The sequence below is a fragment of the Dyadobacter sp. LHD-138 genome, from assembly GCF_030929615.1.
Lineage (GTDB): Bacteria > Bacteroidota > Bacteroidia > Cytophagales > Spirosomataceae > Dyadobacter.
On sequence record NZ_JAVFVU010000042.1, the window covers coordinates 1 to 22,303 of the forward strand.

Below are 22,303 nucleotides of genomic sequence, written 5' to 3' on the forward strand. Positions count from 1 at the left end.
TGGTGATGGGTTCGTTTCAGAACCGTAGTTGTAATCTTTGTCTTTGTATGGCTTTGAGCTTGCAACAGCCGTTTGTTCATTGCCGCCTTTTGTGACGTTGGGCGGGACTTTTTCCCAGGAAGATTGACCAAAACAATCGAAATAGCTCGCCAAAGCAATGGCAAGTGTGAACAAACAATTCTTCATAAAATTATATTGATAGGTGAGTATAAGGGTCGTGAAAGATTCTGTGACAGAATTTCGCCATAAACTGAGTATGATATTTGCGCAGAGCTGACTTTAAATTAATTACTCAGGATTTTAACAAGCCGGTGATATAACCGTATGCGCGTACGATTTGGTAGATAAAGTAAATTGTAAGGATGTAAAGTGATGCATGCCATAGCGTAAAATTGAAAGAGGGTATAGAATATGAAGAAGTCAGACCTTCAGACTTTGGTTTTGTATGAAAGTCACAATGGAATACGAATTTATTCTTCGGCACAAAAAACTATGTCTTATTGAAAAATAAAGTAATTCTACATTGTAACTTTTGTAAACATAAAAACAATTGATGTAAATATATTTATCCAGAGGTTACTAACTTATTTAACGGTAAGCAATCAATCCTCAATGAGTAAGTAATGGTGACATCCATTAAAGCTATGCTCCCATTTACCGTTAAGAAAACGTCTTCTAAGAGCAACCATTATGGGAGGAATTAGCCATTACAACTAAGCTAACACGTTCATGAGTGTATTTACACGTATGAATTGGGAGAAGGAAAAATCGTGTCGGTTAATTCTCCTGTGACTGTAGGGAGGAAAATAAACAGATATGGTTATTACCAGACTGTAGTTTTTTTCGGACTGATCCCTCTTTTTGTTGTACCTATGTTGTACCAAACAAAACAGCCGTTACGAATTTTCATCGTAACGGCTTGATTTTGTTGTGGTGATGGACGGAATCGAACCGCCGACACAAGGATTTTCAGTCCTTTGCTCTACCGACTGAGCTACATCACCAGCTCAATTCGTTCCCTTTGGGACTGCAAAGGTAGAATTACGATTTTACTTTCCAAATTATTCAGACAAAAAATTTTCAATTTTTTTTGCCGATATTCCAAAATATTAACTTAGTCTACTGATTTACTAACACTTAACGGTTGGCAAAAAAAATAATTTATTTTAAAAAAGTTGAAGCTAGATACATTTTTACCATATTTGCTTATGGTATGCTTGCATACTAATTAATGAATTATTTCTTTTCCGGTTCACAAAGCGAATTTATATGGCCATAATCCAGCAAATCATTTTTCTAGCTGTCCTTGGAACAGTTGGCGGGCTTGTTTTCAAGCGTGCCAGTCTGATACGGAATACCATATTACTCGGCCGTGATGAAGACCGTACCGATCAGCCGGGATTGCGGTTCGCAACCATGGCCAGAATCGCCTTTGGACAAAAGAAAATGTTTGACCGGCCCCTTATCGGTGTGATGCATTTTGTGGTTTACGCCGGTTTTTTGCTGATCAATATGGAAGTACTTGAAATTGTACTGGACGGAATTTTAGGACAGCACAGGCTTTTCGCACCTTTTCTGGGATCATTTTATACTTTTTTAATCGGTTTTTTTGAGTTTCTCGCCGTTGGTGTATTAATCACCTGCTCCATTTTTCTACTACGCAGGGCTGTTGTTAAAGTGGAAAGACTTCAGCCATCCCGCCACAGAGAAATGAATGGCTGGCCTGAGCTGGACGGCAAAATTATCCTGCTTTTCGAAATCGTGCTGATGGTCGCGATCCTGACCATGAATGCTGCCGATACCGTGTTACAGGAAATGGGAAGTACGCACTACACCCCAACCGGAAATTTCGCTTTCAGCCAGTTTCTTAAACCGCTTTTTGCCGGCTGGAATGAAACTTCCCTGATCATCTACGAACGTTTTGCCTGGTGGTTTCACATCCTTGGCATTTTCACGTTCGCTGTTTACGTCACTTATTCAAAACATTTACACATCGCCCTGGCTTTCCTCAATACCTATTTTTCCCGTCTTACCCCCAAAGGTGAAATGAATAACATGCCCGATATCACCAAAGAGGTAAAAATCATGCTGGGTCTCACCACACCGGATGCAACGACAGGAGCCGAAAATGCAATTCCTGAGCGCTTTGGCGCCAGGGATGTGCCGGATTTAAGCTGGAAAAACCTGATGGATGCCTATTCCTGCACGGAATGCGGCCGGTGTACCTCCGCTTGTCCTGCGAACCTAACGGGCAAAAACTTATCGCCCCGAAAAATTATGATGGATACCCGTGACCGATTAGAAGACATTGGAAGGATTATGCAGGCCAATGATGGAAAATTTGTTGACGATGGAAAAAATCTGATGGGCGACTATATCAGCAACGAGGAAATCCTCGCTTGTACCACCTGTAACGCCTGTGTACAGGAATGCCCGATTCTGATCAACCCGCTGGATATCATTCTCCAATTACGCCGGTATAAGGTCATGGATGAAGCCCAGGCCCCCGGTTCCTGGAATGCTATGTTCCAGAATCTGGATACGAATCAGGCTCCGTGGAAATTCTCTCCGGGAGATCGTTTTAACTGGGCTGACAATTTAAAAAATGGGAGTTAACGGTATTATTAACGTAATTTCTTCCCAATTTACCCGTCTGTAATGATCTGAAACACATGAGCGAAATAACCTATAAAGTGCCAACAATGGCTGAAATGGCAGCCAACAACGAAACACCGGAGGTACTCTTCTGGGTAGGTTGTGCCGGCTCGTTTGACGACCGGTACAAAAAAGTGACTGTCGCTTTCGTGAAAATATTAAATAAGGCGGGTGTAAAATTTGCCGTTTTGGGGACCGAGGAAAGCTGCACCGGCGATCCGGCCCGCCGTGCTGGCAATGAATTTACGTTTCAAATGCTTGCCATGTCCAATATTCAGGTTCTAGATATGTATGGCGTCAAAAAAATTGTTACCGCATGTCCCCATTGTTTTAACACCCTGAAAAATGAGTATCCGGAACTGGGTGGAAACTATGACGTACTGCATCACTCGGAATATTTACAGCAACTGATCAATGAAGGCCGTGTACGGATTGAAGGAGGAGAAACCTTCAAGGGCCGTAAAATCACCTTCCATGATTCCTGTTATCTGGGAAGGGCCAACGGCATTTACGAAGCACCACGGCACGTTTTGGAAGCGTTGGATGCAGATCTGGTCGAAATGAAACGCTGTAAAACAAAAGGACTTTGCTGCGGCGCCGGTGGCGGACAAATGTTTAAAGAACCTGAACCCGGGAAAAAAGATATCAACATCGAACGCATCGAAGAAGCCATAGAAACCGGTGCCACCACCATTGCGGTAGCCTGCCCGTTTTGCATGGTAATGATGACCGACGGCGTTAAAAACAAGGAAAAGGAAGATACCGTTAAGGTCTTCGACCTTGCCGAACTGATTGCCCAGGCGGAAGGATTATAAATTTTATTTTTTGAAACTTAACAAATAACCGGTTATATCCGCCAGCGCCTGTTCATCAAGGCCCAGGTTTGTCGGCTCAGGCATAAAAGAATTCGGCAATTTCTCCCGTGTTTTAATGTCTGAGGCTTTGATCACATGTTTCATGCCCGTTCCATCTTTGAGCACGACATTATTTCCGTCACTCAATAAAAAACCGAAAAAAGATTCGCCTTTTTTAGTCGTGATGGAATACGCCTCATAGCCAAAAACAATGCTGGCGGAAGGATTTATGATCGCATCAAGCAGAGACGTTTTATCAAACTTTTCATGAATTGCAGTAAGATCCGGACCAATTTCCCCTCCGCTTTCACCATGCCGGTGGCAAGCTGCACAATTTGTCCTGAATAATTTGCTCCCGTTGTCCTTGCTCGCAGACATTCGGTTTATGAAATCCACCTTCATCACTTTGCCGTTTCTCGGAAAAAACTGGCTTCCAACGGTGCGCACATTCTGATTGGGATTTTTAAAGATCAGATCACTGACAGATTTCGCGATGGTGTCAGCTAATTTCCCCTGCACTCTCATTTCAATCAGCATATCGCCACCGACCGGATCCATCGCCATTTGTTTTGCAGCAGAAATTCTTGAAGATAAAGGCTGATTATTATCTGAAAGGTTCTTTTTCAATGATAACATTTTTTGGTTGACCGGTGCCGCTGGATGCCCTTCCAGTTTTTTCCAATCCATCAAATCGGCCCAATCATTGGTTTTCCTGAAATTCAGCCACCATAAGGCTGTTGACGAAACATCGGGAAGTTTTGATTTTGACAATTCCATCATCGCCATCGCCGCCTTTTTATCATGGATAAAGGCAATAGCGGTCAAAGCCTTTTTACGTTCTGACTGGGCCAAAACAGCGGCTCCCGCCCTTATTTTTAAATCACTCAGCGCTGATAAAGGATGTAAACGCCAGGCAACGTTCGCGTGCTGTGCCGTCCAGGTTTTAGCTTCCCCAGGATAAATCTCTTTAACCATCGCGTAAACCTGCTCTTCCTTCCCTTCGGAAGTGCTGCCAATCGTTTCCAAAAGCCATGGATCTTTCCCATCGTAATGTTTAAGCAGCATCCGGATTATCTCTTTTGACGATGCAAGCGGAAGATCTCTCAGGGAGACGGCCACTTCGGCACGCACTGCCGGATCAGGATCGGCAGCAAGCTGTTTTGCATAAGATAGCATATCGGGATTAACCACCCGCAAAGCCCGGTAAGCATTCAGCCGCGCCAAAGCATGCGGACTCGCTAATAACTTTTCAACTTCTGCTTTTCCTTTCTCGCCCAGCTGTGCCAATAACCAAACGGCTCTTGCCGCATGGTACGGATTTTCTGATTTTAAAAGTGATTTAACCGGCTCAATGGCTGTCTCACCACGTTTTTTCAACGCATCGAAAGCAACCGCACGCACGTTAATGGCTGGATTTTTTAAGACTTCAATTAATCCCTCCATAGTGGCGAAATCAAGTTTCGGTGAAGTCAGCTTTTTGTTTTTAGGCGCAATACGAAAAATCTTGCCATAACCCTTTTTGTCTTTCATGGCATGCCCTCCAACGATGGGATCGTACCAGTCCGCTACATACAAAGCCCCATCGGTACCTGCAACAATATCCGAGGGACGAAACCATTTCCGGGTATCCGTGTCCGTTTCAAACCACTCATAGCGTTCTGAAGCCTGAGGGAATGAGCTGATAAGGTCCTTTCGCTTCAGATCAAAACCTGCGCCGTTTTTTACAGGCTGATAGGAGAAAATCACATTTCGTCCGGCTTCACAGCTTAGCAAGGTGCCCCTATATTTTGCTCCCAGTGCATCGCCCTCATAAAACATAATGCCCGTTGGCGATCCCGCTCCCGTGTTATCGCCCGCCGGCATTACACCAGGGTCTTCCTGATGCCAGTGCGCCGTAAAAATATCCTGTCCAGGGCGACGGTCCGCCTGCCAGTATCTGGTTCCGTCCGATGAAAAATATCCCGCATTTCCATTTTCAGGCAGATACGAAGTACGACACGTGATCACCTGGTCGTCATTATCATTTTGCCAGCGGTTGCCATAGCTATCCATGCAAACTTCATAGCTATTCCTGAAATTATGCCCCATGACCTTCAAACCTGTACCGTCAGGATTGATTCTTAAAGACAGGCCACCTACCCAAACACGGCCATCATCCGACTTCATGTTTCCCTCGTTCTTTTTATTATAGGGTGTTCCGCCGGTATACAAGCTTCCGCTTCGAAGCGTCCAGCCACTTTTATCTTTTACCACATGCGGACCGGCATTTCCCGTATTAAAATACCACAAACCATCCGGCCCGGCTATCATCGAATGCAGGGAATGGTCGTGATCGAAACCGCCAAAACCAGTCAGGAAAACTTCCCTCCTGTCCGGTTTATCATCACCATTATTATCTGTATAAATCAGTAAATTGGGTGCACAGGAAACGATAACTTTGTTGCCAATAACCGCAATTCCCAGAGGCGCCGTCAGCAACGTGTCCTCCACAAATACTTTTGAACGATCCGCTTTCCCGTCCCCATCGCTGTCTTCCAGAATCACTACGCGATCTCCCTTTTGCTTGTGTGACAACCGCTCTGCCGGTTTGGTATTGAAGTCACGATAATTGACCGCTTCCGTAATCCAGATCCTCCCCTTCGCATCCACATCAAGGTTTGTCGGGTTATTAAACATAGGTGCTTCCGCCCAAAGCGTAGCTTCCAGATCGTCGGGTGTGTACAGTTTTGATGTGTCGCCTGCTTCTTGCAGACCATGAATGATATCATCCGAAAGGCGGATTTCTTTTGTTTGCGGTAAGGCAAGGAAAATACTAAACAGCAGCGCTGAAAAGCTCAGAAAAGTAAAAGTCGGTCTCATATTTCAGTCAAAAAATAGTCTCGATTTTAGTATCAGAATTGAAATAAACGGTTCAAATAGGCACGGTTATGACGATAACATGCAACAATATCAACCCCTTTCGGACTTGCCCATTCAATCTGCATCCAGCCTTCATACCCTATATCTTTCACAGCTTTGGCAATATCCGGCCAGTTCAGTGTCCCCTCCCCCAGCCTCTGACCGTTTTCCTTCATATGAAGCTCACAAATCCGGTCTTTTCCCAATATTTTTAATTCTTTAAAAACATCATTGCCTGCATCTGTTGCATTTCTAAAATCATAATACACTTGTACAGATTTTGATCCGACTTGCTCAATAATATTGAGATGTTCCTCAGCAGTCAGATAAGATTCTATTCCCAGTGTTATCCCCGCCTTTTCAGCATGTGGAGCCACTTTTTTCAACCGCTCAATCACCATTTTCTGACCTGCAGTATCATTCCTCAAATCACCCTCTGAGAAAAAAGCCAGCAAAATGACCCTGGCTCCCAATTCTTTTGCAGCATCCACACTGTTCCAGACCCATTCTTCCGTACGCGCATCCGATTTGTAAGGTACCCGGTTCAGTTCACCAATGGCCAGGCTTGATATTTTAACACCTGAATTTTTTGAAGCATCCCGAATGAGTTCAAGCGTCTTCGGATCAGACAAACCCCCAGGATCTTTTCCCGTATTATAGCTAACCTGAACGCCCTGTAAGCCAATTTTTTTGGCTACATCAAAAGCTTCGGGAGATAATGTTTTACCAAGAGACCAGTCGCAGGCTCCAAGCTGATAAGAAGATTTCAAGGAATGATTATCGTCCATTCCGGCGACCACGCCAAATAATAATGCCGATTTCTTAATTGCCTGCCGTCGGTTCATCTTATTTATTTGTTTTTCTCAAAAAAGAAAGAAACCTTGTATTATACTGTTGCCCTAATCAATCAAATCCTATTTATACTTTTAAAAACCGCATTTTTAGATAACGAACTTAGTTTTGACAAGGCTTGTTTTGATTGCTGAGACGACAACCAATATTTACAACTATTAACCCAGGCTTACCCAATGTATATCCCGTTTAATGAAATTGATTTATCTGCCCGCGTTTGGATTTATCAGGCCAATAGAAAATTTACAGACGAAGAGGTAGGAATCCTTACTGAAACTTTGAAAGCCGCATTGGAAGGCTGGGAGGCACATGGCCATCCGCTTACGGCATCAGGAAAGATTTTCGAACATCGTTTTGTCGTGATCGCCGTGGACGAAACCAAAGAATTGCCCAGCGGCTGTTCGATTGACAAATCGGTTCACTGGTTACAGCAAATCGGAAGCCAGTTAAATATCGATTTTTTTGACCGTTCCCTGGCCTATCTGGATGATAATAATAACGTTGAAACCATTCCGGTGCCCAAAATCAAGCAGGCTGTAACGGATCAGATCATCACACCGTTTACAACCGTTTTCGATAATCAGGTCAACAACAAGGCACAATGGATGAAACGCTGGAAAATACCGGCATCTAATTCATGGCTTAGCCGCTATTTTTCGGCGCAAACCGCATCATAGTTTTGAAAGGTTTCGCTGGCAGCTTAGCTTTGCAAACTACTTACTGATACCTGCATGAAAAGATTTGGAATGTTTGCCGCGCTTTGTCTTGGAATTTTACTGACGGGATGCGACAAAAGTGTTGTTTACAAAGCTTACGAAGATATTGACGACGGGCAGTGGTTCATCAAAAATACACCTTCCTTCAAGGTAGAAATTACGGATACCACCCAGCTTTATAACGTGTTTTACCTCGTTCGGAATACGTTGCAGTATCCTTACTATAATTTATATCTGACGCGCAAAATTACGGCTCCGGACAGTTCGGTGTCCACCAATATGGAAGAAGTATTTCTTTCCAATGAGATTACCGGCAAGCCGTTTGGCAAAGGTTTGGGCGATTTATTTGATCATAAAATACCTTTCCTGACAAACCATAAATTCCCAAGGTCGGGCACTTATACTTTTACACTTTCCCAGTCGATGCGGCAAAATCCTTTGCCTTTTGTCATGGGCATAGGTATCAGTGTTGAAAAGGTCGAAAAGTAACAAAAAAGGATTCCCGGTTAGGAGAATCCTTTTTTGTTATTGAATATTTGTATTCGGCTGCGCTCCTTGTTGCCCTTCCGGTTTTTTACGCGGCCGGTTCTTATAATTCCGGTAACGTTTCTTCTGCCCCTCTTTTTGCTGGATCATCTTTTGTTCCTCCACTGCTTTGTCTTCTTCCACTTCATGAACAGGCTCACCCAGTAAAAAACCATAGGGTTCAAGACTGGGGATCGTATCCAGGACAACCTTTAAAATGGCTGTTACGGGCAATGCCAGGATCAATCCCGATAATCCCCAGAGCTGCCCCCCCAAAAACAGGGCTACAATCGCCGCCATCGGGTTTACGCTGACTTTGGATCCTACAATATTGGGCGTAATAAAATTACCTTCCAGAAACTGCACAAAACTCATCACGCCGATAACACCCAACGCATACCACGGCGAATCCATGGTAACGATGCTTAATAATGCGGGGAATAATGAACCAATCAGAATACCGATATAGGGGATCAGGATAAGAAATCCTGCCAAAAAACCAAAGAAAATGGCATGCGGGACACCCAGAAACAATAGCCCGATGCTGTTTAAAACACCAACAATAATGATGACCAGAAATAATCCTGACAGATAACTCTGGATCACGGTATAGATTTTTTTCAAAAGCGCATTCAGATCTTCATTCGGGACACTGGAGATGGCTTTATAAAAGAATCTTCTGAAAAAATCACGGTATAAGAGGAAGAAGAAAACATAAAGTGGCAGCAGGATAAAGGTTGAAATAGCGCCCGTGGTGGTAACAAGCGTGTTAAGCAACACCGCACGACCTTCGCTTAACATGTTGATCAGATATTTTTTCGCCTCCGTAACCTGTTGCGTTCGGCTCAGGCTCAGATATCTTTCACCCATCGTCAAGGTCTGGTCCAGAATAATCTCGGCCTTTTCAGTAATTCTTGGAAGCTCTTCCGCGAAACTACCTATCTGCACGGTTACGACATAAATCAACACCCCAATCACGAAGAAGAAAACGAGAATACTAAGCAAAATTGCAATAATACGGGGAACCCGGCGATGTTCCAGCCAAACGCAAACCGGGTGAAGAAGTATCGCCAGTAAAACTGAAAAAGCCAATGGGATCAGTGTCTCCCGAAGTACAGAAAGAATGTAAACGCCGGCGATCAGGGCAACCAGAATGCTGGCGAGTTTCAGGTAAGTGGGTGTTTCCTTATCTTTGTTGGACACAGAATGTAAAGGACGGTTCATGAATAAGTTAGTGTATCTTTTATTTGCTTTAAAAACGGTGTTCTGTACCTGCACCCCCGACAAGCGGGCAAATGGATTTGATAAAGTACGTTCTCAATACAAAATTAGCAAAATCGGTAAGCTTCCTGCTGTCGCCAACGAAAGTTCCGGTATTGCCCGAACCAACAAAAATTCATTCTGGACCCATAACGACAGCGGCGGAAATCCGGAATTGTATGAAATTGATTCCACAGGCAAGCTTTTATCAACCAAAGTTATTCCAAACGCAAAAAATTCGGACTGGGAAGATTTGACCCGGGATGCGCAAGGAACGGTCTACATCGGTGATTTTGGCAATAACAGCAATACAAGACGTTCGTTATCGGTGTACAAAGTCCCGGACGGCAACGCAGAAACGGAAGAAATTGCCTTCAACTATGCCGATCAAAAAGATTTCCCCCCATCTGAGGATAACCGCAATTTTGATTGTGAGGCGTTTTTCTACCACAAAGACAATCTGTATTTGTTCTCCAAAAATCGGAGCCCGACAAATCACATGGTAAAAATATACCGGCTGCCGACACAAAAAGGAAATTATTCTATCGCACCGATTGATAGTATTGCTATTGGAACACAGGTTACATCGGCGGATATAAGTCCGGACGGGAAAACATTTGCGCTCCTGACTTATGGAAAAATTCTGCTTTTCCGAATTAATGACGGAATGATTACATTTAAGAATCCAATGGGCTGTTTCAAGTTTGCAAAAAAACAGGCAGAAGCCCTGATATTTTTGAATAATACCGATATGATGATAACCAATGAGCAGGGCCAAATTTTCAGGATTACTTACCGCTGATATTATTTTTTTGTTAACAAAGCATTAAAATAGATAATGTCATAATCACAACAACTAATTTCGAACTGGATTTAACCTGGTAACAATCACATGAGCAGTGCAAAAGCAACCCACTCAGCACCGAAAGTATTAGTAGTTGACGACGATTCAGATATAGTAGAGCTTCTGGAATACAATCTGGTTAAAGAAGGATATACCGTTCAAACGGCTTCTAATGGCAAAAAAGCCATCGAAACGGCTAAAACTTTTATCCCGGACCTTATTCTTCTGGACATTATGATGCCGCAGCTAGACGGTATCGAAACGGGCAGAATTTTACGCCAGAATCCTGATATTAAACATACCTACATTTTATTTTTAACAGCACGCTCGGAAGAATATTCGGAAGTTGCGGCTTTTGAAGTAGGTGCCGACGATTATATCACCAAGCCAATTAAACCCCGTGCCTTGATGAGCCGCATCAATGCTTTGTTCCGTCGCGAGGCGCAAAAAGCTGATTTGGGCGATCAGATCGAGGTATTGGATTTGGTCATTAACCGAAAAAATTACACCGTAACACAAGGCGAAGACAAGTCGGTGGTATTGCCAAAAAAAGAATTTGAGCTTTTGTTTTTCCTGGCCCAAACACCCAATAAGGTTTTCAGCCGTGACGAATTGCTGCAAAAGATATGGGGCGCCGACATTTATGTACTGGAACGAACCGTGGATGTACACATTCGCAAGCTTCGTGAAAAGCTGGGTGACCGTTATATTAAAACCCTGAAAGGCGTTGGTTATATGTTTACAGACGAAGCCGAATAATCCCGATACTATTTTTCTACTTCTCCCTGTTCCTCATCGCCCTTTTTATCTTTCGGTTTCTTTTTTCTGAAGGCCAGTTTTATATTAACCTGGCCATTTTCATCAACGGCCCGAAGATAAATCCTGGATCCTTTCATTTTCTTCGGGTCGTTGGGATTTAACTGATAGGTTGAATCCCGACGACTGAGATTGCTTAGCGGAATCGCGATGCTAAGGTCTGTTTTATTTCCAAAACTGTAAATCCCTTCCACAAACAGGGTCATCACATTGGATTCAATTTCCATTTGTTTGATCTCAATCTCCTCGCCTCTTAAAATCAGATCATTTTTTATTGGGGCAAACCGTACCTGTTCCAGATTTCTGTTTTTGAATATCATTTTCTTCATCTTCAGAAACGGCTCAAAATTAATAATCTGCCCGCTGACAAGATTAAGTTTAACCTCTCCGGCCATTGTCTTGGGTAATAAGGTCACATCGTTTTTCAGATTGACGGCGAATTTGAATTCCGTATTGAGTTTTCCTTTTAGATTTTGATGTGTAACTGTTTTTTGGCCAAAGTTATTGAATGAATAAAATACCGAATGCACATCCGCATTGGCCACGCTTCCTGCAATTTCCAATCTGGGCGGTTCTGTGGAATGGGAATTATTTATGGCACCCGTAATCTTGAATTCCCCACCAAATGCCCGCATGGAGAAGTTGTTCAGACGAACTGAATTGTTTTTAACTGTGATCATTCCCCGTAAATCATTGGCTGAAAAATTGTAGTATACCAAGTGCTTGGAATGCAATTTTGCCTCTACCTCCATTTGATCAATAACATTATCAAGCAGATCGGAAAGCTTGAACTTATTCCTGTTATACTGCTTGCTAGCCCGTCTTTTGGCAACAAAAGCCTCTATCCAGTTCATTTTCCAATTGGGAATACTTACATCGACAGACGCTTTCAATAATCTTGGTGAGCCAAACAAATAGGGAATAAGGTTAGTTACTCCGCCTTTAAGGTATAAGAAATTATGTCCGTCGTTAAAATTAAGCTTGGGTAGAAGGAAATCCTTTTCATTAAAATAAACTTCCGCATTCACTTTTGACAAATGCACTTGTCGCGGTACATAATTTAAAGAAACATTTTCCAGATAAGCTCTGCCCGTCAGCTTTCCTTTAAACTGGTCCGTTTTGGGGTTGTAAAAATTGCGCAGACTACCGTCGTAATGGATTTGAATATAAGCCTTACCGCCCTTCATCACATATCTTTTTGGATCCAGCAAGCCATTTACAGCTGCCGAATCGGCCTTGATCTTACCGCGTATAACAGCCACGGGGTCCGTGATGTTATCAATCTTCAAGTCAAAACTAAACGGAAGCGTTTCAAAAAAACCGGCTACCTGCGGCGCATTTACCCGCGTGTTGAGTAATCCGGGCGGTTTAGTTTTGTCAGCCTGGTTGGTATAAGTACCCTTGGCTTTCATACTTCTAAGCATCCCGATTGGTAAAGGATACCGGAAAGTGTCGGTTTCAAAGGCTACATGTACGGAAGGCGGTTCATGTGAAAAAATACCCTCTACTTCCACATGCGTATCCACCCTTGTTTTTATACCGATTGAGTCAATGGATTTTTCAATTTGTCTCGGAAGTAACTTAATAGCCGTGCCCACCTGAATTTTCCGAGCCGAAAACCCCAAACTGAAATGCGTCGGCTTTTCACGCATATCAAACTTTCCGCTAATACCGATAACATCCTGGGAAGCAACCCGGAGTTCGGAAGAAGGACGGAGCAGCAGATACCTTTTGCTCCGGTTATAGGAAACCGAAAGATTGACGTAAGTTTCCTGCTTGATCAGGAATCCGCCTTTTTCAGGTTTAAAAGTCAACCCTTCAAAAAATATCGGTCCGCTGATGTTGGCGTTCCAGGCCGAATCGGCATAGCTTACCCGGTTGATCACATTCCTGAAAACCGCTCCGAAAGACTTACCACTTGTAGAATCCGCGAAGCGAAAACCGAAATTGGATAAATGCACCTGGCCAAGTTTATCAATGAGCTTATCTGATTTTCCGGCCTCTTTATTTTTATTCTTGCTCTTTTTAGCGCCAAAAACAGAGAGATTCGTATATCCGTCCTTTCGCACGAACAGCGTTACTTCCCCATCCTGCAAAACCAGATTCTGAAGCCGGATAACACCTTTGTAAAAACTGCCAAAATCCAGCGCAACATGGATCATCTTCGCATTCAGAACATCCTTTTTATGCTCATGATAGAGGCTGTCGCGCAACACGACGTTGTACAGCGTAAAGTTAAATCCGAAACCATCCTGAAAAGGCCGAAACCTGAATTGTTCAATTTCAAGGGTACCGCTGATCTGGTCATTAATCGCTTCTTTCACCCGCTCAAATATTTCCTCCTGATTTTTATAAAACCAAAACTCTATTCCGCCAAGAAGCAGGCCGACGAAAAGTGCAAAAATTGCTATACCTTTTAAGAGTTTCTGAAACATGAACGAGGATGGACGGATTACGATAAAAGTAATAGTTTTACAGTGAAATTACCATGCCGGTGGTAACCCATATATACTTAAAAGACACAATTTCGGATCAATTGGTTTGCCTGTATGGGTTCATTAGCAATTAATATGCCAGGTAATGTCCTGTTTTTTAGTCTCATTCCCGATCTTACTTCCTTCAACATCGGGAATAACAGCAAAAAATGCTAATTTTGCGCACTCTTTTGCAACTCAAAGAGTTATCGTTTTCATAAATATTATAATAAAATGCTACTGAGCGAACAGGAAATATTGCGCCGCCAAAAGCGCGAAGAACTAATCAAGATGGGGATCGAACCCTATCCTGCCGAAGAATTTGTAGTAAATGTCACTGCTGCTGATATTATAAAGAATTACGAAAACAATAAGATAGATTATAAACACGTCACGATTGCAGGCCGGTTAATGGGTTTCCGTATCATGGGAAGCGCCGCTTTTGCCGAGTTGCAGGACAGTACGGATCGTATTCAGTTGTATTTCCGCCGCGACGACCTTTGTCCGGGAGAAGATAAAACACTTTACAATACGGTTTTCAAAAAATTGCTGGATATCGGTGACATTATCGGTGTAACAGGATTTGTATTTACCACACAAACGGGTGAAATATCTGTCCACGTCCAGGAGTTCAAAATATTAAATAAATCGCTTCGTCCTCTACCGGTTGTAAAACGGGATGAAGACGGCAATATCCATGACGGTTTTACTGACCCGGAATTGCGTTATCGTCAGCGTTATGTTGACCTGATCGTAAACCCGGAAGTGCGCCAGATTTTCCAGAAACGTGCGCGTATCATTACGACCATGCGTTCGTATTTCGATTCTAAGAACTGGCTTGAAGTGGAAACACCGGTGTTACAAACCATTCATGGTGGTGCGGCGGCAAGACCTTTTGAGACACATCACAATGCGTTGGATACAGATTTATTCCTTCGTATCGCGACCGAACTTCACCTGAAAAGACTGATCGTAGGTGGTTTTGAAGGGGTTTATGAATTCGGTAAACTGTTCCGCAATGAAGGAATGGACCGCACCCATAATCCGGAGTTCACAACGGTTGAGTTATACGTTGCCTACAAGGATTATTTGTGGATGATGAATATGACCGAGGAGGTTTTGGAACAGGTTGCACTCGCAGTAAACGGGACAACAAAAGCCAAATTTGGTGATACTGAACTGGATTTTGCAGGCCCTTATCCAAGATTGAGCATTACCGATGCCATCCACCAGTATACCGGACTGAACGTAGAAGCCCTTGATGAAGCGGCGATCCGTGCGCAGTGCCGCGCCTGGGGTATGGAGGTCAATGACAGTATGGGCAAAGGAAAACTTATCGATGAGATTTTTGGTGAGAAAGTAGAAGAACATATCATTCAGCCGACTTTCATCACGGACCATCCTGTTGAAATGTCTCCGTTAACAAAAAAGCATCGCGAAAAACCAGGTATGGTGGAGCGTTTTGAGCTGTTTGTGAACGGGAAAGAAATAGCCAATGCCTATTCTGAGTTAAATGATCCGATTGAACAGCGTGAGCGTTTTGAAGATCAGCTAAAACTGAAAGAGCGCGGAGACGACGAGGCCATGGAAATGGATGACGACTTCCTTCGTTCCCTGGAATATGGCATGCCGCCTACATCGGGTATCGGTATTGGTATTGACCGCCTAACGATGATGCTTACGAATAATTCAAGTATACAGGAGGTAATTTTCTTCCCGCAGATGCGTCCTGAGAAAAAGGCTGAAATCGCGAAAGAAGCAGATTATATTGCTGCGAATGTTCCCGCTGTGTGGATTCCTGCCTTGCAGAAAATGAACATCCTGACCATTGAACAATTAAAAGCGGCAAGTCCGAATAAGATTTTTAATGACCTGGGCGGTATGCGCAAAAAATTGAAGATCGACGAGAAGATGCCCGCGCTTGACGATATCAAGACCTGGGTTGAATAAACGCTGAACGATTTAAAACAAAAATACCGCAACCTTAAACTGCGGTATTTTTTTGTTCGGACAAGAAATTAAAAAAATTATAATTTTTTAACTTGCACAGCATTTAGTCCTTTTTTCCCTTCAACAACCTCGTATTCAACCTGGTCGTTTTCACGGATAGTAAGTCCTCCCAATCCTGTCACGTGAACAAAGATGTCTCTGTTTGTGTCGTCTTCAACGATGAAGCCGTATCCCTTAGCTTCATTGAAAAATTTTACAGTACCTGTTGGCATAATAGTGGAAATAAAAAAATGAAATAAGTTGAAAATACATAAAGCATTATTAACGTTTCATTATTAAACCATGATTGTCATCTACCAAATTATTGAGGGAGGCTCAACAGATTGACAGAATAAATTATTGGCTATTTTTATCGGGGCATCCCAATAATAATGCTGCGCTAACAATTTCTTCAATCACAAAGAAACAAAAATTGTTCGGAAAACAATTTATTTGCATCAAGAATTTGAAAAATTCCAAGTTAACGGTCGAATTCCGTTAAATTATTGATTCTCGAAAATTCAATTTCTCTTTTGTATATTGCAATGAAAATTGCTAGTTGTGAGCTAATTATTCCAGAATCAGGTATGAATCGGTTTCGATATTTCGTAGAGAATCAGATATTTGGTGTTTGTGCACGGATGGGTGAAAAGCTTAATTTCCCGGCAAGCAGCATCCGCCGTTATTTTATTTATGCAACTTTTATGACCTTCGGGTCCCCGATCATCTTATACCTCGTTCTTGCATTTTGGATGGAAATGCGCCAAAACTGGCGGCGGCACAACAGCCCTACGATTTGGGAGTTGTAGGCGGAAAAGTGATGCCTGTCAATTTGGAAAAACGGTGTTTCCCCAATACAAAATACTCCCATACAATACTTCGGTAATACAAGGGCGCACGGTAATACGTTCTTTCCTGCTGTTCTTTTAATAACGTGGGGATCAGGGCATAAAATGCAAAATGTGCCTGAATAATGGCAAAAACGTCCGGCCATGCCCCTGCGGCGATGAACCTTACACTGGAAATTCCGTCAAGAATTAACCTGAAAAATAATGTTTTCTTGCGCCTGCCTTTGGGAAGATTTTTGAAAAGCATGATCAGGTTGTTGCGGTAATTCAGGAAGGTCTTTTGCGGATTGGATTTGTGCAGGGTACCTCCGCCAACGTGGTAAACGGTCGAATGCGAGCAAAAAGTAACGCGGTAACCCAGATTCAACAAACGCCAGCAAAGATCGATTTCTTCCATGTGCGCAAAAAAGCGCTCGTCAAAACCGTCCGCTTTATGAAACGCCTCAGATCTGACAAATAAACAGGCACCGGTAGCCCAGAAAACATCCTTTACATCATCAAACTGACCCAGATCCTCCTCCCGTGTGTCAAATATCCGTCCACGACAGAACGGATAACCCAGGTAGTCCATATAACCACCTGCTGCGCCCGCATATTCAAAATGGGTCGGGAGGTCATAAGCACGGATTTTAGGCTGACAGGCGGCGATGTTGGCATCCGATTCCATAAAAGCAATTATCGGTTCTATCCAGTCCGGCGTTACCTCGATGTCCGAATTCAGCAGAACATAATATTCGGCATCAATCTGGCTCAGCGCCTTGTTATAACCACCCGCATATCCCTTGTTTTCAGCAATAACGAGTGTTTTGACAGCAGGATACTGACTTTCCAACCATTGCAATGATTGATCTGTTGACCCATTGTCGGCTACCCAGATTTCATAACCTACTGAATATTTAAGGACCGTAGGGAGAAATTTTTCAAGATAATGCCTGCCATTATAATTCAGGATAACAATCGCAACGGTTGGAATCATGCTATCAAAAAAGAATTATTTCATGAATCCCCCTAAATCCAAACCGGGAATGTTGGGAAGAACCCCGTCGGTTGCTTTTTGCAAATGTGCTTTTATTTTGGGCTCAATATTTTCAAGCGCTTTGTTAACAGCGGCTACGATTAAATCCTGAAGCATCTCTTTGTCGTCCGGGTTAACGAGATCTTTATCAATCTCCAGTCCGATCAACGTTTTTTGTCCATTGATTGTGGCGCGTACCATGCCACCGCCTGATTCAGCAGACTCAACAATACCAGATAACTGCTCCTGCGCCTCTTTCATACGCGACTGAAGGTCTTTCATTTTACCCATGAGACCCATCATGTCTGCCATATTTCCAAACATAACCGAAAAATTATGAAGTGAATTAAAACTTAAACTAAATTATTTTAAGAGCACAAAACTACCGTTTTTTTTCACGGTTTGGTCTAAATTATCAACAATTTCAACGTGCCAGGTATAGGCACCCACCGGCGCCTCCTTCCCTTTTACCTTCCCGTCCCACCCCTTTAAAATATCCCCCGAGTGAAAAACGACCTCTCCCCAGCGGTTCATTACCGACATCTTAAATGTCTTATACATGGCTGCTTTGACTTCAAAAACATCATTGTATCCATCGTCATTGGGTGAAAACGCGTCAGGAGCAAAAACGTCTGCGTCTCTTTTGTATTTGATAATATTGGAAAAACTCTGAAAATTTCCATTTTCTGAATCGGCCCGAACCTGAAAAGTATAGTCTTTGTCGCTTTGTTTACCCAGATCGGGATGGTACTTATTGCTAAGTTTCATCGCCTTTCCGGCGTCAGATCCCGCCGAACCTTTCTGAATCATCGTATAAGATTTTATTTCATCGGTAAAAGGTTTCTCGGTCGTCCACGTCAATAACGGAGCCTCATTCTTCAACAAAATAGAACATATTGGCTCAGAAGGAGGTGATTTCTGTCCGCAGGCATTTTCGTAGATCAGGCGATAACAATACGAATGATTGTCCGCTTTTACATTAAAATCTTCAAATACGGTTTCATTGTAAAGGGTGTTGACCTTCTTATAATTTGATTTTTCATCAACGCCTCTTTCAATGACGACAGCATAATTCGTTTTTGATCCTGCACCCGGCACACCCGCGGACAACCGAATCAGATCAACGGCATTTACCGTCAAATGTCCCTCGGTGATCGGTTTGGGGGAAGACAAGCTGGTAGGCACGTTGACCGGAGCCGAAGTTGAGGTAATTGTCCTGGTTGCAGCAATGATTACATATTCATAATTATCCCCACACTGTACGGCATCATCTTCAAAGGAAGTCGTTTTTATGTCTGCAAACGATTTTAAAAGAACACCATCTTTCATCAAACGATACTCCTGAAAATCGGTCGGGTCCGGGTATTCATTCCAGGAAATGGAATTTTTTTCATCCGCCGAGCTGCCCTTTAAAACCATGCTGGACGCTACTTCACTATCCTGTTTCCCTCCACACAAATCTTTCGAGGCCAGTTTAACTTTGTATACCTGAGCGCTGTTAAGACCGGCAATGCGGTAAAACTGAGCCCCGCCGGAAGTTCTTGTTCCGCCAACGGCATAATTTGTTCCTCCGTCGCTGCTGGACATGATATCCGTTGCAATGGAAGTAAGCCCGTCGTAGGCAATTTCAAGGCTTCCGCTGCCTTTCATCTCTACATTTTTAATCTGGATATTTTTAAGAAGGGGTTGCTGAAAGGATATACCAAGGGACAATTCGGAACCCGCCGTGCATGATTTATTTGAATTATAAAGTCCTTTTATTTTTACGACCGGTGCACTCGTTACATTGGCATAATCGTGTTCCAATTCCAGTACCCCACCTTTTTCCAGGGTCTGACTTTTACCATCCCCCCAATTGATTTCAATTTTATCATAAGCCTGGATAATTGCATCATCATTGAAAAGCATTTTTATTTTACCTCCACCACAGGCAGTATAGCTTACATTTACCGGCCTGCTTTCAAATACCCGGACATCCTCACAGTGATAGACCTCATTTCCACCCACATTGGCACTTTGCAAAACGGTATAGTTACCGACATAATAATAAGTAAACTGGGTAGCGTTTCTGGTTAAAGTCGGATTTTCCGTGCTTTTATCATAGCTCTGGGCATAAGAAAGAGAGGACCCATTATTGAGTTTATTGATAATTTTAACAGTTAAGGGCGCACATCCCTCGGCTGGCTGCAATTCAAAATTTCCACCACCTTTGGCGCACAATCCTTGTCCTATGACATGCCTGGGAACCATTGCTGACATCGCCAGCAACAAAACAAATAACAATGATGTTCTCATAAGTGTGTACAGTATTATGACAGTGCCTGTAACAGACACTTAATATACTTTTGGTTTACGTATACGTTTCCTGATTGAAACTGAGCCAAAGTTAAAATTTTTCAGAATTAACAGGCTCACTTTCAACTGCAAATATATTAAAATCCAGTAAACGGCTGGTTACCTTATCAAAAGAACCGTTCCGGTTTTGGCAAACGGCTGATCATAAACATCGACGATTTCAGTTTTATAGGTGTAATAACCCGCGGGCGCGTCTTCACCCTTAATTTTCCCATCCCAGGATTCTGCCATGTCGCCCGATTGAAAAACCACTTGTCCCCAGCGATTGAAAACAGATATTTTAAAAGCATTAACGAAAATGCCTTTTACTGCCAGAACATCATTATGCGAATCGCCATTGGGCGTAAACGCATCAGGTATGAGGATGACCGGTTTACGATCATAATGCACCAGATTGGAAAAACTCAGCAGATTCCCGCTTTTGGCATGCGCACGAATCTGAAACGAATAATCCGCAGTAACCAGATTATTCCGATCCAGATCGTAGGAAGTGTCCAGACCTACAGGCAATCCCGCCGTTCCCGCATTTGCATCGGTTTGGATGACATCATACGAATCCAGCCCTTCCGTAAACGGATTTGCATCGTTCCATGTCAGACTTGTTGGTGTTTGGCGCAATAAAATGGTACAAACCGGGTCACTGAAATCAGACTTTAACGGGCACGAATTTTCATAGCTGAACCGGTAACAATAAGAAGTACCACTGGTATTTACCGCCTTATCTTCAAAATGAATGGCCTGGTTTTGAGCACCCGAAACCTGTTTAAAATCAGTACTTCCCTGCTCTGCTCTTTCAACAATCAGGTTATAAGTACCTGTCAGCCCCTTTCCTTCCAGGATCACGTCGGCGGCCACCATGTTATTGGCTTCGACGGTAACACTTGCTTTGGTTATCTTTTCTGGCGCCGATGTCGTTGTTTGTACACTTTTTGGCGCAGAAAAGGAGCGTGCCAGATTTGTCAATGCAACAATCTGATAAATATATTCCTTGTCGCAATCTAAATCCTTATCCGTCCATTTTACATCATCGACGGATTGAAATGTCTTGATCACCAGATCATTGCGAAACAGGTTATAACCTGTAAATTCCGCTTTATTGGCATATTGATTCCACGACAATGCGATCTCGCCTTCCAGTGGTGTGGCTTTTAGTACCATCGTACCTACTGAACGACTATCTTTCTGACCGCCACAATTTTCCGAAACAAGCTTAATGGTATACTGATTTTCAGGATTCAACCCTTTCTCGATCGTTAAGTTACCTGGCTGTTTTTGGTTTCTGACGATATCTGTCGTTTGATAAGTCCCGTTTTCAGCATAGAAAACTTCTGTTGACACGCCCTCCACCCCTTCATAAAGCAAAGCAATTTTACCATCCTGCTGCATTTCCACGCGCTTGATCTGGATTGTTTCGACAGAACTTTCAGCCGTTATAGGATCCAGGATATTCACCTCGCCTGCACAGGTTACAGAAGATTCATGCCTGCCCTGAATCGATATTTTGGGAATAGCACCTGAATAGTAACGGGTCATCACGCCATCTCCGCTTTTCCAATTGGAATTGGGCTGATTGTCTCCCCAATTCACTTCAACGTGATCGTAGGCCTTTGAAATAGCATCTTCTTCGACTGTAAGCTTCAAAATATTGTTACAGAAAACTTCAAGCGTTGCATTCACTTTTTGGCTTTCCGGGACTTTTACCTGTTTGCATAATGAAAAACCTGTGCCATTTACGCTCCCTATTTGTAAAATTGTATACGTACCCAGTTTGTTGTAGGTATGGGTCGTTTCTAAGGGTAATCCCACCGGTTTCGTCGTTATGTCATAATCCATGAAATACCCAACATTCTCGGCACCCACCACTTTGTTTTCCAGGGTTACAGTCAGGCTGCCACAACCGTTATACTTCTGAAGTATATCAAAAGCTCCGCCCCCCGTATCACAGTAGCCCCCCTTAACAACAGGAGCCTGCCCCAGCGCGCAAAAAGATTGAAATAAGTAAAACCCAAAAAAGAACAAAAGTAGCTGTACCCTCATGAAGTATGATCGAAAAGTAAATAAGGACACCTAAAACCTTGAAATGCCCCTCTTTGAAACCCATCGGAAAATTCGATTGTTCACTTAAAGAAGGTTCAAAATTAAAACATTTCAACATTAAGACCGTACCTTTATATTCTAAAACGTGTTTTCCTGTAAAACTAT

General features: G+C 43.0%; 18 protein-coding genes and 1 tRNA gene. 8 read left to right on the top strand and 11 right to left on the bottom strand.

The annotated features are described in order from the left end of the window. Both RB622_RS25160 and RB622_RS25165 read right to left on the bottom strand, forming a co-directional pair. Window positions 1–186: hypothetical protein (locus RB622_RS25160; protein ID WP_308049517.1), on the bottom strand; the 186-nt coding region annotated here is incomplete at its 3' end. A 745-nt stretch (window positions 187–931) separates the two neighbouring features. Continuing rightward, a tRNA-Phe gene (locus RB622_RS25165) sits at window positions 932–1,004 on the bottom strand. 265 nt (window positions 1,005–1,269) lie between these two features. On the opposite strand from RB622_RS25165, the gene RB622_RS25170 reads away from it, so the two are divergent. Together RB622_RS25170 and RB622_RS25175 are read left to right on the top strand one after the other, a co-directional pair. Continuing rightward, the gene (locus RB622_RS25170; RefSeq protein WP_308049518.1) at window positions 1,270–2,616 is read left to right on the top strand and encodes a (Fe-S)-binding protein; all 1,347 of its coding nucleotides are present in this window, start codon (window positions 1,270–1,272) and stop codon (window positions 2,614–2,616) included. Between the two features lie 56 nt (window positions 2,617–2,672). Continuing rightward, the gene (locus tag RB622_RS25175) at window positions 2,673–3,470 is read left to right on the top strand and encodes a (Fe-S)-binding protein (protein WP_308049519.1); all 798 of its coding nucleotides are present in this window, start codon (window positions 2,673–2,675) and stop codon (window positions 3,468–3,470) included. A 3-nt stretch (window positions 3,471–3,473) separates the two neighbouring features. On the opposite strand, the gene RB622_RS25180 is transcribed toward RB622_RS25175, so the two are convergent. Continuing rightward, window positions 3,474–6,368: a PVC-type heme-binding CxxCH protein gene (locus tag RB622_RS25180; protein WP_308049520.1), complete on the bottom strand. Its 2,895-nt coding sequence runs from the start codon at window positions 6,366–6,368 to the stop codon at window positions 3,474–3,476. Between the two features lie 32 nt (window positions 6,369–6,400). After that, window positions 6,401–7,252 carry a sugar phosphate isomerase/epimerase family protein gene (locus RB622_RS25185; protein ID WP_308049521.1) on the bottom strand — a complete coding sequence of 284 codons (852 nt, stop codon included), beginning with the start codon at window positions 7,250–7,252 and terminating at the stop codon, window positions 6,401–6,403. A 183-nt stretch (window positions 7,253–7,435) separates the two neighbouring features. Here RB622_RS25185 and RB622_RS25190 point away from each other — a divergent pair, with 183 nt between their 5' ends. Next, the gene (locus RB622_RS25190; protein ID WP_308049522.1) at window positions 7,436–7,936 is read left to right on the top strand and encodes a hypothetical protein; all 501 of its coding nucleotides are present in this window, start codon (window positions 7,436–7,438) and stop codon (window positions 7,934–7,936) included. Window positions 7,937–7,990: 54 nt separating this feature from the next. Further along, entirely contained in the window at window positions 7,991–8,464 is a 474-nt protein-coding gene (locus RB622_RS25195; protein ID WP_308049523.1) for a gliding motility lipoprotein GldH, read from the top strand. A gap of 36 nt (window positions 8,465–8,500) precedes the next feature. On the opposite strand, the gene RB622_RS25200 is transcribed toward RB622_RS25195, so the two are convergent. Next, window positions 8,501–9,724, bottom strand: coding sequence for an AI-2E family transporter (locus RB622_RS25200; protein WP_308049524.1), 1,224 nt, complete (start codon window positions 9,722–9,724; stop codon window positions 8,501–8,503). Here RB622_RS25200 and RB622_RS25205 point away from each other — a divergent pair. Together RB622_RS25205 and RB622_RS25210 are read left to right on the top strand one after the other, a co-directional pair. Then, window positions 9,723–10,562 (top strand): hypothetical protein, encoded by an 840-nt coding sequence (locus RB622_RS25205; RefSeq protein ID WP_308049525.1) that lies wholly within the window; start codon window positions 9,723–9,725, stop codon window positions 10,560–10,562. The two genes, RB622_RS25200 and RB622_RS25205, sit on opposite strands and share 2 nt — an antisense overlap. Before the next feature lie 90 nt (window positions 10,563–10,652). After that, window positions 10,653–11,363, top strand: coding sequence for a response regulator transcription factor (locus RB622_RS25210; protein ID WP_308049526.1), 711 nt, complete (start codon window positions 10,653–10,655; stop codon window positions 11,361–11,363). Between the two features lie 8 nt (window positions 11,364–11,371). Here RB622_RS25210 and RB622_RS25215 read toward each other — a convergent pair whose 3' ends face one another. Continuing rightward, a complete protein-coding gene (locus tag RB622_RS25215) occupies window positions 11,372–13,855 on the bottom strand; it encodes an AsmA-like C-terminal region-containing protein (protein WP_308049527.1) in 2,484 nt (827 codons plus the stop codon). A gap of 273 nt (window positions 13,856–14,128) precedes the next feature. Here RB622_RS25215 and lysS point away from each other — a divergent pair, with 273 nt between their 5' ends. Continuing rightward, the gene (gene lysS / locus RB622_RS25220; RefSeq protein ID WP_308049528.1) at window positions 14,129–15,844 is read left to right on the top strand and encodes a lysine--tRNA ligase; all 1,716 of its coding nucleotides are present in this window, start codon (window positions 14,129–14,131) and stop codon (window positions 15,842–15,844) included. A 77-nt stretch (window positions 15,845–15,921) separates the two neighbouring features. Here the strand turns inward: lysS and RB622_RS25225 are convergent, their stop codons facing one another. Continuing rightward, entirely contained in the window at window positions 15,922–16,116 is a 195-nt protein-coding gene (locus tag RB622_RS25225; protein ID WP_149241463.1) for a cold-shock protein, read from the bottom strand. 354 nt (window positions 16,117–16,470) lie between these two features. On the opposite strand from RB622_RS25225, the gene RB622_RS25230 reads away from it, so the two are divergent. After that, a complete protein-coding gene (locus RB622_RS25230) occupies window positions 16,471–16,692 on the top strand; it encodes a PspC domain-containing protein (RefSeq protein WP_254412937.1) in 222 nt (73 codons plus the stop codon). On the opposite strand, the gene RB622_RS25235 is transcribed toward RB622_RS25230, so the two are convergent. The 4 genes from RB622_RS25235 to RB622_RS25250 form a co-directional block, all read right to left on the bottom strand. Beyond that, the gene (locus RB622_RS25235) at window positions 16,673–17,707 is read right to left on the bottom strand and encodes a glycosyltransferase (RefSeq protein ID WP_308049530.1); all 1,035 of its coding nucleotides are present in this window, start codon (window positions 17,705–17,707) and stop codon (window positions 16,673–16,675) included. The two genes, RB622_RS25230 and RB622_RS25235, sit on opposite strands and share 20 nt — an antisense overlap. A 15-nt stretch (window positions 17,708–17,722) precedes the next feature. After that, window positions 17,723–18,070 (bottom strand): YbaB/EbfC family nucleoid-associated protein, encoded by a 348-nt coding sequence (locus tag RB622_RS25240; protein WP_308049531.1) that lies wholly within the window; start codon window positions 18,068–18,070, stop codon window positions 17,723–17,725. 39 nt (window positions 18,071–18,109) lie between these two features. Beyond that, entirely contained in the window at window positions 18,110–20,041 is a 1,932-nt protein-coding gene (locus RB622_RS25245) for a gliding motility-associated C-terminal domain-containing protein (protein WP_308049532.1), read from the bottom strand. Window positions 20,042–20,200: 159 nt separating this feature from the next. Then, window positions 20,201–22,138, bottom strand: a complete 1,938-nt coding sequence (locus tag RB622_RS25250) for a gliding motility-associated C-terminal domain-containing protein (RefSeq protein ID WP_308049533.1) — start codon at window positions 22,136–22,138, stop codon at window positions 20,201–20,203. Window positions 22,139–22,303 lie beyond the last annotated feature (165 nt).

Bases quoted from the DNA above. Each gene is read 5' to 3' on its own strand.
- RB622_RS25170 (WP_308049518.1), top strand. From the start codon at position 1,270: ATGGCCATAATCCAGCAAATCATTTTTCTAGCTGTCCTTGGAACAGTT.
- RB622_RS25175 (WP_308049519.1), top strand. From the start codon at position 2,673: ATGAGCGAAATAACCTATAAAGTGCCAACAATGGCTGAAATGGCAGCC.
- RB622_RS25180 (WP_308049520.1), bottom strand. From the start codon at position 6,368: ATGAGACCGACTTTTACTTTTCTGAGCTTTTCAGCGCTGCTGTTTAGT.
- RB622_RS25185 (WP_308049521.1), bottom strand. From the start codon at position 7,252: ATGAACCGACGGCAGGCAATTAAGAAATCGGCATTATTATTTGGCGTG.
- RB622_RS25190 (WP_308049522.1), top strand. From the start codon at position 7,436: ATGTATATCCCGTTTAATGAAATTGATTTATCTGCCCGCGTTTGGATT.
- RB622_RS25195 (WP_308049523.1), top strand. From the start codon at position 7,991: ATGAAAAGATTTGGAATGTTTGCCGCGCTTTGTCTTGGAATTTTACTG.
- RB622_RS25205 (WP_308049525.1), top strand. From the start codon at position 9,723: ATGAATAAGTTAGTGTATCTTTTATTTGCTTTAAAAACGGTGTTCTGT.
- RB622_RS25200 (WP_308049524.1), bottom strand. From the start codon at position 9,724: ATGAACCGTCCTTTACATTCTGTGTCCAACAAAGATAAGGAAACACCC.
- RB622_RS25210 (WP_308049526.1), top strand. From the start codon at position 10,653: ATGAGCAGTGCAAAAGCAACCCACTCAGCACCGAAAGTATTAGTAGTT.
- RB622_RS25215 (WP_308049527.1), bottom strand. From the start codon at position 13,855: ATGTTTCAGAAACTCTTAAAAGGTATAGCAATTTTTGCACTTTTCGTC.
- lysS (WP_308049528.1), top strand. From the start codon at position 14,129: ATGCTACTGAGCGAACAGGAAATATTGCGCCGCCAAAAGCGCGAAGAA.
- RB622_RS25225 (WP_149241463.1), bottom strand. From the start codon at position 16,116: ATGCCAACAGGTACTGTAAAATTTTTCAATGAAGCTAAGGGATACGGC.
- RB622_RS25230 (WP_254412937.1), top strand. From the start codon at position 16,471: ATGAATCGGTTTCGATATTTCGTAGAGAATCAGATATTTGGTGTTTGT.
- RB622_RS25235 (WP_308049530.1), bottom strand. From the start codon at position 17,707: ATGATTCCAACCGTTGCGATTGTTATCCTGAATTATAATGGCAGGCAT.
- RB622_RS25240 (WP_308049531.1), bottom strand. From the start codon at position 18,070: ATGTTTGGAAATATGGCAGACATGATGGGTCTCATGGGTAAAATGAAA.
- RB622_RS25245 (WP_308049532.1), bottom strand. From the start codon at position 20,041: ATGAGAACATCATTGTTATTTGTTTTGTTGCTGGCGATGTCAGCAATG.
- RB622_RS25250 (WP_308049533.1), bottom strand. From the start codon at position 22,138: ATGAGGGTACAGCTACTTTTGTTCTTTTTTGGGTTTTACTTATTTCAA.